General features: G+C 44.4%; 15 protein-coding genes. 6 read left to right on the plus strand and 9 right to left on the minus strand.

What is annotated here, in order from left to right; genetic code table 11:
• The first annotated feature begins 171 nt into the window (after window positions 1-171).
• On the plus strand, window positions 172-594 hold the full coding sequence (locus BM021_RS06650; RefSeq protein WP_090720149.1) for an OsmC family protein: 423 nt from the start codon (window positions 172-174) through the stop codon (window positions 592-594).
• A gap of 20 nt (window positions 595-614) precedes the next feature.
• Here the strand turns inward: BM021_RS06650 and lipA are convergent, their stop codons facing one another.
• From lipA to BM021_RS06685, 7 genes are all read right to left on the minus strand, one after another.
• A complete protein-coding gene (lipA, locus tag BM021_RS06655; protein ID WP_090720151.1) occupies window positions 615-1,559 on the minus strand; it encodes a lipoyl synthase in 945 nt (314 codons plus the stop codon).
• Window positions 1,549-2,217, minus strand: coding sequence for a lipoyl(octanoyl) transferase LipB (gene lipB, locus BM021_RS06660; RefSeq protein WP_090720153.1), 669 nt, complete (start codon window positions 2,215-2,217; stop codon window positions 1,549-1,551). The genes lipA and lipB overlap by 11 nt, the downstream gene beginning before the upstream one ends.
• A gap of 6 nt (window positions 2,218-2,223) precedes the next feature.
• Window positions 2,224-2,490, minus strand: coding sequence for an HP0495 family protein (locus BM021_RS06665; protein WP_090720155.1), 267 nt, complete (start codon window positions 2,488-2,490; stop codon window positions 2,224-2,226).
• Window positions 2,491-2,535: 45 nt separating this feature from the next.
• Window positions 2,536-3,405: a D-amino acid aminotransferase gene (locus tag BM021_RS06670; RefSeq protein WP_090720156.1), complete on the minus strand. Its 870-nt coding sequence runs from the start codon at window positions 3,403-3,405 to the stop codon at window positions 2,536-2,538.
• A gap of 30 nt (window positions 3,406-3,435) precedes the next feature.
• Window positions 3,436-4,557, minus strand: a complete 1,122-nt coding sequence (locus BM021_RS06675; RefSeq protein WP_090720158.1) for a D-alanyl-D-alanine carboxypeptidase family protein — start codon at window positions 4,555-4,557, stop codon at window positions 3,436-3,438.
• Between the two features lie 88 nt (window positions 4,558-4,645).
• The gene (locus BM021_RS06680) at window positions 4,646-5,191 is read right to left on the minus strand and encodes an NUDIX hydrolase (protein ID WP_090720160.1); all 546 of its coding nucleotides are present in this window, start codon (window positions 5,189-5,191) and stop codon (window positions 4,646-4,648) included.
• Between the two features lie 28 nt (window positions 5,192-5,219).
• Window positions 5,220-6,083, minus strand: a complete 864-nt coding sequence (locus BM021_RS06685) for a DUF2914 domain-containing protein (RefSeq protein ID WP_090720162.1) — start codon at window positions 6,081-6,083, stop codon at window positions 5,220-5,222.
• A 228-nt stretch (window positions 6,084-6,311) separates the two neighbouring features.
• On the opposite strand from BM021_RS06685, the gene ligA reads away from it, so the two are divergent.
• From ligA to def, 4 genes are read left to right on the plus strand one after another with little or no spacing between them, the layout of a single operon-like run.
• The gene (gene ligA, locus BM021_RS06690; protein ID WP_090720164.1) at window positions 6,312-8,339 is read left to right on the plus strand and encodes an NAD-dependent DNA ligase LigA; all 2,028 of its coding nucleotides are present in this window, start codon (window positions 6,312-6,314) and stop codon (window positions 8,337-8,339) included.
• Window positions 8,340-8,357: 18 nt separating this feature from the next.
• Entirely contained in the window at window positions 8,358-8,903 is a 546-nt protein-coding gene (locus tag BM021_RS06695; protein ID WP_090720166.1) for a hypoxanthine-guanine phosphoribosyltransferase, read from the plus strand.
• An 18-nt stretch (window positions 8,904-8,921) separates the two neighbouring features.
• On the plus strand, window positions 8,922-9,668 hold the full coding sequence (locus tag BM021_RS06700; RefSeq protein WP_090720168.1) for an S-methyl-5'-thioinosine phosphorylase: 747 nt from the start codon (window positions 8,922-8,924) through the stop codon (window positions 9,666-9,668).
• The gene (gene def / locus BM021_RS06705; RefSeq protein ID WP_090720170.1) at window positions 9,658-10,197 is read left to right on the plus strand and encodes a peptide deformylase; all 540 of its coding nucleotides are present in this window, start codon (window positions 9,658-9,660) and stop codon (window positions 10,195-10,197) included. The genes BM021_RS06700 and def overlap by 11 nt, the downstream gene beginning before the upstream one ends.
• Window positions 10,198-10,353: 156 nt before the next feature.
• On the opposite strand, the gene BM021_RS06710 is transcribed toward def, so the two are convergent.
• Window positions 10,354-10,773, minus strand: coding sequence for a CopD family protein (locus BM021_RS06710; RefSeq protein WP_090720172.1), 420 nt, complete (start codon window positions 10,771-10,773; stop codon window positions 10,354-10,356).
• A gap of 120 nt (window positions 10,774-10,893) precedes the next feature.
• Between BM021_RS06710 and BM021_RS06715 the strand changes: the two genes are divergently transcribed.
• Window positions 10,894-12,405, plus strand: a complete 1,512-nt coding sequence (locus tag BM021_RS06715; protein ID WP_090720174.1) for a carboxypeptidase M32 — start codon at window positions 10,894-10,896, stop codon at window positions 12,403-12,405.
• Between the two features lie 10 nt (window positions 12,406-12,415).
• On the opposite strand, the gene pbpG is transcribed toward BM021_RS06715, so the two are convergent.
• Complete coding sequence (gene pbpG / locus BM021_RS06720; RefSeq protein WP_090720176.1) at window positions 12,416-13,243, minus strand: D-alanyl-D-alanine endopeptidase; 828 nt, start codon at window positions 13,241-13,243, stop codon at window positions 12,416-12,418.
• Window positions 13,244-13,516 lie beyond the last annotated feature (273 nt).

A 13,516-nucleotide genomic window follows, 5' to 3' on the forward strand; every position in this document is an offset into this window, starting at 1 on the left:
GTCGTCAATTGCACAAAAAATCGCTATAGTATCCATCGGAATCTGACTCCTCCAGTGATGAAGCTCTTTCTCATAATCGTTTCATCATAAGGAATCCGGATTCCTGTTACAGCTTTTTTTATGTCGAACTCGCGTTACAAATAGTATTCTTATGCATTCATCGGGAAGGAAATGAAAACTCGGATCACGTGGAAAGAAAATGTCAGTTTCTTAGCCGAATCAGGCAGCGGCCATTCGGTATTGATGGATGGAGCTCCAGAAGCCGGCGGACAAAATCTCGGACCGCGTCCGATGGAAATGCTGTTGATGGGACTGGGCGGATGCACCACGTTTGACGTGGTGCTGATTCTGAAAAAAAGCCGCCAAGACATTAGTAATTGTGTGGTAGAGATCGAGGCAGAGCGCGCGACCACTGATCCAAAGGTGTTTACACACATTCACTTGCATTTCATCATCACGGGAAACAATTTGAATCCGCAACAAGTGGAACGTGCCATTCATCTGTCTGCAGAGAAGTATTGCTCGGCCTCAATTATGTTAAAGAATACTGTAAAAATAACGCATGACTTTGAGATTGTCCTGCATAAAATGTAATTTTTGAGGAATCAACATCGTTAGAGCAGACCGGATTCATGCGCTTGTTGGTCTGCATGATAACTGGATCGCACCATTGGTCCACATGCTGCGTGACTAAACCCCATTTCGAGCGCTGTTTGTTCGAATACTTTAAAACTTTCGGGTGTGACGTAGCGCATCACCGGTAAATGACCGATACTGGGTTGCAAATACTGACCAATCGTCAGCATTTCAACGTTGTGCTCGCGTAAATCGCGCAATACCTCCATAATTTCTTCATCTGTCTCGCCTAAACCCAGCATCAGACCTGATTTAGTCGGAATGTGAGGAAAATCAGCCTTAAAGTCTTTCAATAATTTCAATGAGTGGGCGTAATCAGCGCCAGGCCGACATTGTTTATACAATCTCGGTACTGTTTCGAGATTATGGTTTAAAACATCCGGTGGACAAGCAGCGAGTTTCTCAAGCGCAATTTCCAGGCGGCCCCTGAAGTCTGGCACCAGAGTTTCTATTTTTGTGTGCGGTGAGTGTGCGCGTATTTCACGAATACAATCGGCAAAGTGCTGTGCACCCCCATCACGCAGATCGTCGCGATCCACGCTGGTAATCACGACATATTTTAATCTCATGGCGGCAATCGATTGAGCAAGATGCAGTGGTTCGTCGGCATTTGGTGGCTTGGGTCTACCGTGCGCGACATCACAAAAAGGACAACGGCGGGTACATAAATCACCCAGAATCATAAAAGTGGCTGTGCCTTTACCAAAACATTCGCCAATATTGGGGCAGGAAGCTTCTTCGCAAACTGTATGCAGTTTGTGTTCGCGTAACAGCCGCTTAACTTCATAAAAGTTTTCGCTATTGGATGAGCGAACACGTATCCATGAGGGTTTGCGCAATAAGTCACTGCGTGATTGTGGGGTAACTTTAATCGGATTGCGTGCCGTTTTATCAGCCCCTTTTTGGCGAATATCAGTGGTCATATGAGCTAGGTGATCCTTTGAAAAGTTTTTCTTGTAATTGGTTTACCAGCCGGGTATTCAAAATTTCTAGTCCATCGGTAATACCCAAGTCTTTGGTTTGTGTCACTTGCAAGCCTTGATAGCCGCAGGGATTAATGTAGGAGAAGGGTGTTAAATCCATATCAACATTAAGCGCGATGCCGTGATAGCAAAAATTCTTTTTGATTTTGAGTCCCAGTGCAGCGATTTTGGCATTACCGACGTATACCCCTGGTGCTTCAACACGCCCCACGGCTTTGATACAATAATCTTGCAGCAAGTCTATCACGGCATTTTCCAGGTTTCTGACCAATTCTCGCACACCCAGCTTTAAGCGGCGTATATCCAGTAGCAGATAAGCGACAATTTGCCCTGGCCCATGATAGGTAATTTGGCCGCCTCGATCGGTCTTGATCAAAGCAATTCCATGGTCGTGCAATAAGTGCTCAGGCTTTCCCGCAATGCCTTGCGTAAAAACCGGAGGATGTTGTAATAACCAAATTTCATCGTGCGTTTCAGAGGTTCGGGTATTGGTAAAGTTTTTCATAGCTTGCCAAGTGGCATAATAATCGGATAGCCCTATGTTTCGGACCTTGAAACGGTATTGGTCATAATCCATTGAAGGGTCATGATCTTGCATAATCACTCACAATACCACAGCAATCATCGGATGATCCGATAATGCTTGATATAGCGCATCTAGTTGTAATCTGGAAGTTGCGCGAATGGTACAGGTAATACTTAAATAAGTACCATTCTTGCTGGCTTTGATCGCCATGCTTGCGTCGTCAAAATCAGGTGCATGGTATTTGACGATAGCCAGCACAGTTTGTGTGAAATCCTGCTGTGCTTTGCCCATGATTTTGATCGGGAAGTCGCAAGGATATTCAATTAAAGAAGGCTGCTCTGTCATGTGAGAAATTAAACCCCCTGAATTCAAATATTCCAGAGTATGATTTTATGAGCTTGCAGCGTCAGGAAAGTGCCCACGCATATGAGTGGCTTTATACTGCTGATAGAGCATATATAAGCGAGTAAACATTTTTCCAGGTTTCCTGTTTCCAACGGGTTTGCTGTCCAGCGATGTGATCGGCATAATTTCCTTGGTGGATGATGTCAGTAAGATTTCATCCGCCGTGCGAATTTCTGTTTCTGAGATTTCCCTAATTTCGTGTGGAATCTGATTCGCTACTGCCAGCTCAAGCACCACATCATAAGTAATTCCGGGTAACATCAAATGACTCTTGGGGGGTGCTAGCAGTACCTTGTTTTTGACAACAAATATATTACTGGCGGCACCTTCCGTCAAAAACCCATCTCGGATCAGAATGGTTTCAAGTGCATGTACATCCACTGCCAATTGACGCAGCAATACATTTGGCAGCAAAGATATAGCCTTGACGTCGCAGCGTATCCAGCGGTTATCGACGGCGGTAATGGCGGATGCCCCGCCAACCAGCAATTGTGCAGGCGGTGGCAACAATGGATTGCTCATGATAAAAACAGTAGGCGGGACATCAACGGGAAAAGCATGATCCCGTTTAGCTACACCACGGGTGATGTGCAGATAAAGATATTGATCTTCCCCTTCATTTTTGGCAATGACTTGCTCCAACAAGTTTTCCCAATCCTTATCACTGAATGGGTTCTGTAGCCGAATTCCGTCCAGACTGTGTTGTAATCGATTGAGGTGCCTGGCGAGGCGAAAAGGTTTGCGCGAATACGCGGGAATTACTTCATACACGCCATCACCAAAAATGAAACCACGGTCCAGAACAGGAATGTATGCTTCCTCAATAGGCATAAATTTACCGTTCAGATATATCATGTGAGTCTTTATAATGTGTTGAGATAGGGATTAGTTCAAGAGCAGTTTTACGCTATCCCATGCACGACCGAAGATATTGGCCATTTCAACTTTTTCCAAAGCAACTAATGGGTAAGTTTCGATGATTTTGTCATCAAGCGTAAATCTTACTGTTCCTACTTCCTGGCCCAGCTGAATGGGAGCAATCAGTGGTTGCTTGTACTCCATGGTGGCTTTCAGTCTGTCTGATTGCCCTTTGGGCAGCGTGAAATAAACATCGCGATCAAAACCAGCTTTTAATTCGTTTTGAGTACCTTTCCATAAATGAATCGTGGTCAGCGAGTCATTCTTCTTATATAAATGCAGGGTGTCATAAGACTGGAAGCCGTAATTGAGTAATCGTTGGCTTTCAACGCTACGCGCGTTGGCTGATTTGGCGCCGATCACTACCGATATGAGCCGTCTTTTATCACGTATCGCCGATGTAATCAGACAGTAACCAGCATCTTTCGTCCATCCTGTTTTCATGCCGTCCACATGTGGATCTATCCATAATAGCCGGTTTCTGTTCGGTTGGGTAATGTTGTTATAGGTATATTCCTTTTGTGAATACAATGGATAGAATTCAGGAAAATCGCGGATGATAGCAGCTGCCAGCAAACTAAGATCATGCGCCGTTGTATAATGATTGGGATCGGGTAATCCGGTTGAGTTGGTAAAGTGCGTATTTTTCATCCCCAAACGCTCAGCTTCTTTATTCATCATGTCGATAAAGCTAATTTCTGAACCGGCAACTGCCTCTGCCAGAGCAATGCAAGCATCATTTCCCGATTGTACGATCATGCCTCGAATCAGTTCATCGATAGTTACCTGTTTGTTAGGTTCGATAAACATGCGTGAACCAATCATTCGCCAGGCGCTTTCGGATACCGGCGCTACCTGATTCAATGCAAGGCGGTTTTGCTTCAAGGCTGAGAATACTACATAGGCAGTCATCAGTTTGGTAAGGGAGGCTGGCTCGATACGCTCATGTGCATTTTGACTAGCTAATGATTGTCCGGTTTGGAAATCCGAAAGCATGTAAGCTTTAGCTGCTATGGTTATGCCTTGCTGCTGGGCAAATACTGAAGAGGCAGCCAGGCACAACAGCAATAATAGGAATAAATGCTTCATAGGAATTTATGAAAAATAATTATTATATCCTGCCCTAAGAGAATCTAAAACCTTCGTTTTTGATATGGGCATTAATTTGTAGGTTATATCAAGCATTGCCTGGCGATCGATCAATTACACCCATATGAAACCCTAGCTTGCCTTGACTACGTTCCTTAAAATAATGCTTCAGGGGATCGTGGATGACCCGGAACGCCATGTCTTCCCAAGGAATTTCCTGTTCAGACATGAGTTTGACTTCCAGGCTTTCAATGCCAGGCTTGAAATCAAGATCAAGCAGCCGTGCACGAAATAATAGATAAACCTGGCTAATATGAGGAAGGCTGTAAATGGCGTATAAGTTACCCATTTCTACTCTGGCATTGGCCTCTTCCAGAGTTTCACGAGCTGCTGCCTGTGCCAACGTTTCGTTATTTTCCATAAAGCCAGCGGGTAGCGTCCACCAGCCACGACGGGGTTCTATGGCGCGACGGCACAGCAAAATTTTATCTTCCCATTCAGGTATACAGCCCACAACCATCTTTGGATTTTGATAATGTATGACATGGCAGGTAGTACACACATATCGTGGCAGAGAATCGCCTTCAGGAATAAGCAATTCGACAATGGCGCTACAATTGCTGCAGTATTTCATACGGAATCCTCAAATTATTGGATGAAATTCAATGTTGAGTGACGGTAAAGTTCCTTGCGGCCAATTGAGTGCCGGATTCATCAAGCAATTCAACCCGCCAGATTCCCAGCCGTTGAAAATCCAATTGCTTGCTCGAATAAGTTCGCCAATTGTCATTATGAATTTCCAGCGACAATTGTGAGTCAAGTATATTGTTGCGATACCACGCGACGCTGACCTTTTTGCCCTGCAGATTCTTTAAATGCAGATAAAAGTAAATCGGTTTGGATTCACCCTGGTGCAACTGGATAGCATCGATAGCGTCGACCGACTCATGCGCTTCTATAGCTTGGCTTAATTGGGCCCTGAGTACCTGGGAGTGATCCAATATTTTTGGAGGTTTCGATTGGAGGATGATTTTAGGTTTCTTGCGTGGAATTACAATTGACCTATTAACATTTGGAACTGGCCTAGGTTTTGCTATCGATGTTTTGGCAGGTTCGACTCGGCTTTTTATTGGTTCAGACTGGGTAATGCCTTTGGATGGCGCTAAGTTTGGAGAGTCATTGTGTTCAGGTTGTGCCTCAATGGATTTGTTTGCGATAGGCTTATCCTTTATTTCAGGCTCTGGTGCGGCTTTTTCTGCTGCCATTTTATTTTCCTGCATGGAAGTGGCCTGATCAATGAACGGCATGGTGTCGCTTAATGGAACTTTGCGCTGATCGGTACCAGAAAGAACATAGTCGACCAAAGCAAGAATAAGTATCAGAAGCAGAACGGCTATGGAAATCTTTCTCCAGTCCAGCGATTGCTCATAGGTGATCTCTGGTTCAGGCAAGTCGGGATAAATCTGTTCTATGGCTTGATGCGGCTGCTGAATTTGAATGCGGATTTTTAATTTGTTGTCAATCATAAGAGAATATCTCAAGACATATAAATAAATGTCTGAAAGTAAATAGCTGATTTATTCAAGATGGAAATTTTCTATATACGCTTTACTAAGCTTCATTGTAGATTTTGTGTGGATATTAAATGAAGTAAGCTATTTATGATCTTATGATCTTGCGGCACCAACTCTGGCATGAATCCGTATTCCATAAGATCGACAGCATCGTATATCACAGCACATAAGTTATAAAGTATGAATGAAAACATTGAGAAAATAAAATTGCATGTACGGGATTTGCGTGCTGCAATCGAATTGCATAATTATCGCTATTATGCATTGGACAATCCAAGTATTCCTGATGCTGAGTACGATAAATTGTTTCGCGAATTGCAGCAAATTGAGCAGGATTACCCTCAACTGATCACGGCAGATTCGCCCACGCAGCGCATTGGTGTCCCACCACTTAAGGCATTTTCGCATGTTACGCATCGTGTACCCATGTTGTCGCTGGGCAATGCCTTCGATAAGGCAGAAGTGGAAGCATTTGACCGGCGTGTTTGCGAGGGATTATCCGTTGATAGGGTGGAATATGTGGTCGAACCGAAATTTGATGGACTTGCAGTCAGTTTGTGTTATGAAAATGGCGTGTTTATAACAGGTGCGACTCGGGGGGATGGCAATACCGGCGAGGATATTACCTTAAACTTGAAGACCATTAAATCTATTCCTTTATCATTGCCGGTAAAAAATCCTCCGTCACTGCTGGAAGTGAGAGGGGAAGTGCTGATGCTGAAGGCTGACTTTCTGGCTCTGAATCAACGACAACTGGCTAAAGGTGAAAAGGAATTTGCCAATCCACGCAATGCTGCGGCAGGCTCATTGCGCCAACTCGACCCGGCTATTACCGCAACCCGGCGCCTTACTTTTTTTGCTTATGGAGTCGGTCGATATGAGGATGCACCCATACCGCAGGATACACACAACAATGTACTGAAATATCTCGCTACATTGCATTTCCCAATTGCAAAGGAATGTCAGGTCGTCAAGGGTCTTCAGGCATTGTTGAATTATTATCAAGCGATTAGTGCACAACGCGATCAGCTGCCGTATGCGATTGATGGTGTGGTTTATAAAGTCAACTCTTTACTGCAACAGAAGAAGCTTGGCTTTGTGTCGCGTGCGCCGCGTTATGCAATCGCACATAAATTTCCAGCTCAGGAAGCGGTCACCCAATTACTGGATATTGATGTGCAGGTCGGCAGAACAGGTGCTTTAACGCCGGTTGCACGTTTAAAGCCAGTGATTGTTGGTGGTGTGACGGTAACCAACGCAACACTGCATAATGCTGATGAAATCGAGCGCAAGGATATGCGTATTGGTGATACTATCATCGTGCGACGCGCAGGCGATGTGATTCCGGAAGTGGTATCTGTAATGGTGGAAAAACGCCCAGTTGATACGCGGATATTCGCTATGCCGACACACTGCCCGGCGTGTAGTGCCAAAGTTGTACGGCTCCCGGATGAGGCGGTATTCCGTTGTACCGGCGGATTATTTTGCCCGGCGCAACGAAAACGGGCGATTTTGCATTTTGTATCACGGCGAGCAATGAATATTGATGGTTTGGGTGATAAACTGGTGGACCAGCTGGTAAATCATGGCATTGTGCGCACACCTGCAGATCTGTATAAGCTAGGACTGGCTGCATTAGTTAATCTGGAACGGATAGCGAATAAATCGGCCAATAATCTTCTGCAGGCAATCGAAAAAAGTAAACAAACTACGCTGGCGAGATTTATTTATGCTTTGGGTATCCGCAATGTTGGTGAAGCGACGGCAAAAGATTTGGCTAATTACTTGGGTAGCTTGGATCGGCTGATCGAGGCACATTCTGAGTATTTGCAACAAATCCCTGATATCGGTCCTGTAGTTGCCCAAAGCATTGTAGAGTTTTTTGCTGAAAAGCATAACTGCGAAGTCATTGAGCAGCTTCGTGCATGCGGCGTGCGCTGGAATGAGCATGAGGGAAAATCAGTATTGACTAACGCATCAGCATCGTTGATTGGAAAAACATTTGTGCTGACTGGAACACTGTCGACAATGAGCCGTGAAGAAGCTAAAGAAAAAATTGAGTCACTCGGTGCTAAAGTTAGCGGGAGTATTTCCAAAAAAACTGATTATGTAATTGTAGGCGCCGGTCCCGGCAGTAAATATGATAAGGCGCTGAGTTTAGGCATTCCTGTGCTCGATGAAGCAGGGTTACTGGAATTATTGCAATAATATTTATATTTGAAATTTATGCTGAACTATCAACAAGCACGACAGATTCTGGATGCTGCTGAATTAATTCATTCAGAGCAAGTCGTATCGCAAACAGTACAGCGACTGGCGGCTGAAATCACGCAGGCTTTATCCCACCAGCAGCCATTGGTATTGTGTGTGATGGGCGGGGCTGTGGTGTTTACGGGACAATTGCTGCCGCAACTTCAATTCCCGTTGGATTTTGATTATCTGCATTTGTCACGCTATGACAAAAAAAAGCATGGCGGAGCCATTCGCTGGCAAGTCGAACCCCATGAGACCGTGAAAGACCGAATTGTTCTGGTGCTGGATGATATTCTGGATGAAGGGGTTACGCTGGCCGCCATTCGTGACAAGATATTGATAAGTGGCGCCAAAGCATTTTATAGTGCGGTATTTGCGGAAAAAGAAACAGGCAAATCCAAGCCATGCAAGGCTGATTTTGTTGGATTAACGGTACCTAACCGATATGTTTTTGGTTTTGGAATGGATATTCAAGGTGTTTGGCGGAATTTACCCGCTATCTACGCAGTCAAAGATTGAACTAGAAATAGGTGAGCAATGCTTGCAATTATTGGCGGGAGTGGATTAACGCAATTGTCCTGCCTCGAGATATCAAATCGGCAAATTATACGAACACCATATGGAGAACCTTCTGGTCCATTGACGTTCGGTAAATTGAAGAACGAGGATGTTGTTTTTCTGGCGCGGCATGGTCATGGTCATACAATACCACCCCATGCTGTCAATTATCGTGCAAATTTATGGGCATTGCATTCGTTGAAACCATCTCATGTCATTGCTGTAGCATCGGTAGGAGGTATTCGATCTGACTTGATTCCGGGCCGTTTGGTAATTCCGCATCAAATTATCGACTATACTCACGGACGTAAATTCACTTATTTTGATACCACAGACCAGCGTGTAACACATATTGACTTTACCATACCGTATTGCCAGCAAACACGTGTATTGCTGCTACAAGCGGCTACCCATGCCAATGAGGAAATTATTGATGGAGGAGTTTATGCAGCGACACAAGGCCCAAGACTGGAAACAGCCGCTGAAATCAGTCGGCTTGAACGTGATGGTGCGGATATGGTCGGTATGACCGGTATGCCGGAAACAGCGCTGGCGAGGGAATTAGGGTTGAATTACGCCACCCTTGCGGTAGTGGCTAATTACGCTGCCGGGCGAGGCACTAACGTGAATGGCATACCGCTGAGGGAGATTTACGCAGTGCTCGAACGGGCAATGGTGAGTGTCAGGAACATATTGGAATATGTGGTGAGTCGTGATGGCTATTAAACCAGTCCTTAAAATGGGCGATCCATTGTTGCTCCAAGTGGCTAAAAAAGTCGATCAATTTCAATTCGACACCCCTGAACTGCATGCCTTAATCCAGGATATGCAAGATACCATGTCATCCTTGAACGGTGCGGGACTGGCCGCGCCGCAGATTGGCGTGAGTTTGCAGGTGGTGATCTTCGGAGTAACCCATAATCCGCGTTATCCACGGGCAGAAGAAGTTCCTTTCACTGTTTTGATTAATCCTGAATTGACGCCATTATCCGATGAAGAAGAAGAGGGTTGGGAAGGCTGCTTAAGTGTGCCAGGAATGCGGGGCGTGGTGCCGCGCTACACGCAATTGCGTTATCAGGGTGTAGATCAATACGGAGCAATGATTGATCGCAAAGTCAGCGGTTTTCATGCACGGGTGGTGCAACATGAATGCGATCATTTACAAGGGATTCTCTATCCAATGCGCATCAGGGATTTTCGTTTGTTTGGATTTACAGATGTGTTGTTTCCGGGGCAGGTGGTGATGGATGATTAATAACAGATGAATAATTCTTAGCAGTGAGGTACTTAAACAACTTAAACGTGAAATTGATGCATGGTAATCTGGACTGAACTGTACATAACTGTACATAATTTGAGCAATAGAATATTAGATTTGTATGGACAATTATTCAGAAAATCCATAAATTAACTACGTTAAATCTGGTTTAACTACCACTAGCATCACAACAGCAAACAGAATCAGTACCGGAAATTCATTAAACCAGCGGTAAAACACATGGCCATGCTGGTTACTGTCATTTTTAAAAGCAGTGACAAATTTTCCGCAGTAATAATGATAAACGATCAATGTCAAAACCAATGTCAGCTTGGCATATAGCCAGTCACCAGAAAAATCATAACCCAGCCACAACCACACACCGAAAACAACAGTTAACACTGCGCCGGGTGTCATGATGCCGTAATAGAGCTTGCGCTCCATGATCTTGAAGCGTTCCTTACCGGGTTGATCCTCACACATGGCGTGATAGACAAATAAACGCGGCAGGTAGAATAGACCGGCAAACCAGGTAACCATAAAAATGATGTGCAGTGATTTTATCCAGAGCATGGCAGTATGAATTGTTGGCCTTGTTAAAATTGTTATGATATTGGCTCGTGATTTTATCACTATCCTCTGAAATCAGGTGGATTGCACCCCAGCATTTGAATTAAATCGGATAATGAAAATATGAATCAACACTATCAGAATTTGGTTAAAAAATTGGAAGAAATTGCCCATTTGAACGGTGCGCTGAGTACGCTAGGTTGGGATCAGGAAGTCATGATGCCGCTAGGTGCAAGTGAAGCGCGTGCCAAGCAGATTGCAGCGCTGGCTGGTGTCATTCATGAACGCATAACCGATCCAGGGCTCGGGGATTGTCTGAATGAACTCAAAAATGTGGATCTCGATTCCTGGAATAAGGTGGAGCGCTGCAATATTCGTGAGGCGCGGCGCAGCTATGAACAAGAAACTCAAGTTCCTAAACAGTTGGTGCAGGAACTGGCCGAATTAAGCTCACTCGGGCATGGCATTTGGGTAGCAGCGCGCCAGGACAACAAATTTTCAAAATTTGCGCCGGTCATCAAACGTTTTCTGGAATTAAAGAAGGAATGGGCACAATGTGTCTGGCCTGACCTTAAACCCTACGACGCGAATATTGATTTGTTTGAGCGCGGCACAACAATGGAAATGATCACGCCGATATTCGAGCGGCTAAAAGCGGAATTAATACCGTTGATTCATACCATTCAGAGCCGTTCTTATCAACCAGATACTTCATTTTTACAGGGTAAGTTTGCGCTGGATAAGCAGGAAGCACTAGCACGCAAAATAAGCCAAGACATGGGTTTTAATTTTTCGCAGGGACGTATGGATATGTCAGTGCATCCTTTTTGCGGCGGCAGTCATCCAACGGATGTGCGCATTACTACGCGTTACAAGGAAAGTAGTTTCATTGAATCGTTGTATGCGGTAATCCATGAAACGGGACATGCGATTTATGAACAGGGACGCCCTGTTGCGATGGGGGATTTGCCGGCAGCGGAATCACTAACGATGGGCATTCATGAATCCCAGTCTCTGTTTTGGGAGCGCATGATCGGACAAAGCAGGCCTTTTTGTACGCATTATTTTGAGATGATCCGTACAGCTTTTACAAATAATCTGCGATCTGTTACCGTCGATTCATTTTATCGCGCGATTAATATCTGCAAACCCGATTTTATCCGGGTAGAAGCTGATGAAGTGACTTATCCGCTGCATATTATTCTGCGCTACGAAATCGAGAAAGGTTTGTTTGATGGGTCTATATTGGTAGATGATTTGCCGCAGATCTGGAATGAACTGATGTTGAAGTATTTGGGTATTGAGCCGCCCACTGACGCGCTGGGCGTTTTACAGGACTCGCATTGGAGCGGAGGTGCATTTGGTTATTTTCCTTCTTATACTTTAGGTGCGATCTATGCATGTCAATTTTATAAAACACTGCTGAGTGAGCAACCCGATACCGAAAAAAATATTGCAGAAGGAAATTTTGTACCTATTAAAAATTGGTTAAACGAAAAAATCCATCGTCAGGGTAGGCTGTATACACCACAACAGCTCGTTCAGCGCGTCACGGGCGAGGGCTTGAATCCGGATTATTTCGTTGATTACCTTAAGAACAAGTATCGTAAAATCTATAACCTGACTTCTATCTAATCCCAGTTTTTTATACTTGTCTGCGACCTTGATTGCCTTCTATCCATTTTTTTACGCGATTGGCGTCACCAATTCGGGTATTTTTGCCCCAGGAATTCAATAAAACAATCACAACGGGCTGACCAGAAATGTTGGCTTGCATGACTAAGCAGCGTCCAGCTTCATTCAGATAGCCGGTTTTAGAAACACCAATTTCCCAATTCTGGTTATGCACCAGGCTATTGGAGTTGACATACTGTAACTGGCCGCGTTTATTTCCAGGTGATACAAAATGCTTGGATGTGGTTGAGAATTCCCGAATAGGAACATAGTTGTTGGAAGCGGATACCAGTTTCGCCAGATCCCGCGCGGTAGAGACATTTCCGCTATTCAGACCGGTAGAATCGACAAAGCGGCTGTTAACCATTCCAATTTTCTTGGCTTTTAGATTCATAGCCTGAACGAATGCTTGCGTGCCACCGGGATAAGTGCGACCTAATGCTGCTGCGGCGCGATTTTCCGATGACATTAGCGCTAACCGTAATAATTCATGGCGTGGATAACTGCTGCCCACAGGCAATCGTGAAGACGTGCGTTTCAGTTTATCGACATCAGCTTGGGTAATAGTGATTTTTTCATTCGGTGGCAAGTGTGCGTCAAGAGTGACCATGGCGGTCATCAGCTTGGTAATGGAGGCGATTGGCATTACTTTGTCTGCATTTTTATCATAGATAATACGCTCATTTTGCGCATTAAAGACGATGGCAGCTTGCGATTTGATATCCGGATTGTTTTTCTGAGCAAGCGCATGATGGGAACAAAAAAATAGAATGCAAAATAACAGGACTGCTTGTTTCATTCTTTCTCATCTCCAATGATTGATAAATTTTTTAAATTATTTTTAAAACTTTTGTGGTAGCGGAAAACAATCAGAAAGTCATTCAATAAATCCGTGATTATTTCCTATCAAATGGCTGGAATTCCGGATTATTACGATATAATTGCTTGGCTGGATGAGGAACAAAATAGCCTGCAATGCAAAATGCCGCACATTTTACTATAGATTTGAGCGCATTTTAATAAAAATTAAGAATAATAAGTTCTTTGTTTATAGAAGGTTATGCACTTCTAT

Source organism: Nitrosomonas sp. Nm166 (assembly GCF_900112825.1).
Taxonomy (GTDB): domain Bacteria; phylum Pseudomonadota; class Gammaproteobacteria; order Burkholderiales; family Nitrosomonadaceae; genus Nitrosomonas.

What these genes read in the sequence shown, in the direction of transcription:
- BM021_RS06675 (WP_090720158.1), bottom strand. Translation starts at nt 4,557, where the DNA reads ATGAAGCATTTATTCCTATTATTGCTGTTGTGCCTGGCTGCCTCTTCA.
- BM021_RS06650 (WP_090720149.1), top strand. Translation starts at nt 172, where the DNA reads ATGAAAACTCGGATCACGTGGAAAGAAAATGTCAGTTTCTTAGCCGAA.
- BM021_RS06710 (WP_090720172.1), bottom strand. Translation starts at nt 10,773, where the DNA reads ATGCTCTGGATAAAATCACTGCACATCATTTTTATGGTTACCTGGTTT.
- ligA (WP_090720164.1), top strand. Translation starts at nt 6,312, where the DNA reads ATGAATGAAAACATTGAGAAAATAAAATTGCATGTACGGGATTTGCGT.
- BM021_RS06715 (WP_090720174.1), top strand. Translation starts at nt 10,894, where the DNA reads ATGAATCAACACTATCAGAATTTGGTTAAAAAATTGGAAGAAATTGCC.
- lipB (WP_090720153.1), bottom strand. Translation starts at nt 2,217, where the DNA reads ATGCAAGATCATGACCCTTCAATGGATTATGACCAATACCGTTTCAAG.
- BM021_RS06685 (WP_090720162.1), bottom strand. Translation starts at nt 6,083, where the DNA reads ATGATTGACAACAAATTAAAAATCCGCATTCAAATTCAGCAGCCGCAT.
- BM021_RS06700 (WP_090720168.1), top strand. Translation starts at nt 8,922, where the DNA reads ATGCTTGCAATTATTGGCGGGAGTGGATTAACGCAATTGTCCTGCCTC.
- pbpG (WP_090720176.1), bottom strand. Translation starts at nt 13,243, where the DNA reads ATGAAACAAGCAGTCCTGTTATTTTGCATTCTATTTTTTTGTTCCCAT.
- lipA (WP_090720151.1), bottom strand. Translation starts at nt 1,559, where the DNA reads ATGACCACTGATATTCGCCAAAAAGGGGCTGATAAAACGGCACGCAAT.
- def (WP_090720170.1), top strand. Translation starts at nt 9,658, where the DNA reads ATGGCTATTAAACCAGTCCTTAAAATGGGCGATCCATTGTTGCTCCAA.
- BM021_RS06670 (WP_090720156.1), bottom strand. Translation starts at nt 3,405, where the DNA reads ATGATATATCTGAACGGTAAATTTATGCCTATTGAGGAAGCATACATT.
- BM021_RS06680 (WP_090720160.1), bottom strand. Translation starts at nt 5,191, where the DNA reads ATGAAATACTGCAGCAATTGTAGCGCCATTGTCGAATTGCTTATTCCT.
- BM021_RS06665 (WP_090720155.1), bottom strand. Translation starts at nt 2,490, where the DNA reads ATGACAGAGCAGCCTTCTTTAATTGAATATCCTTGCGACTTCCCGATC.
- BM021_RS06695 (WP_090720166.1), top strand. Translation starts at nt 8,358, where the DNA reads ATGCTGAACTATCAACAAGCACGACAGATTCTGGATGCTGCTGAATTA.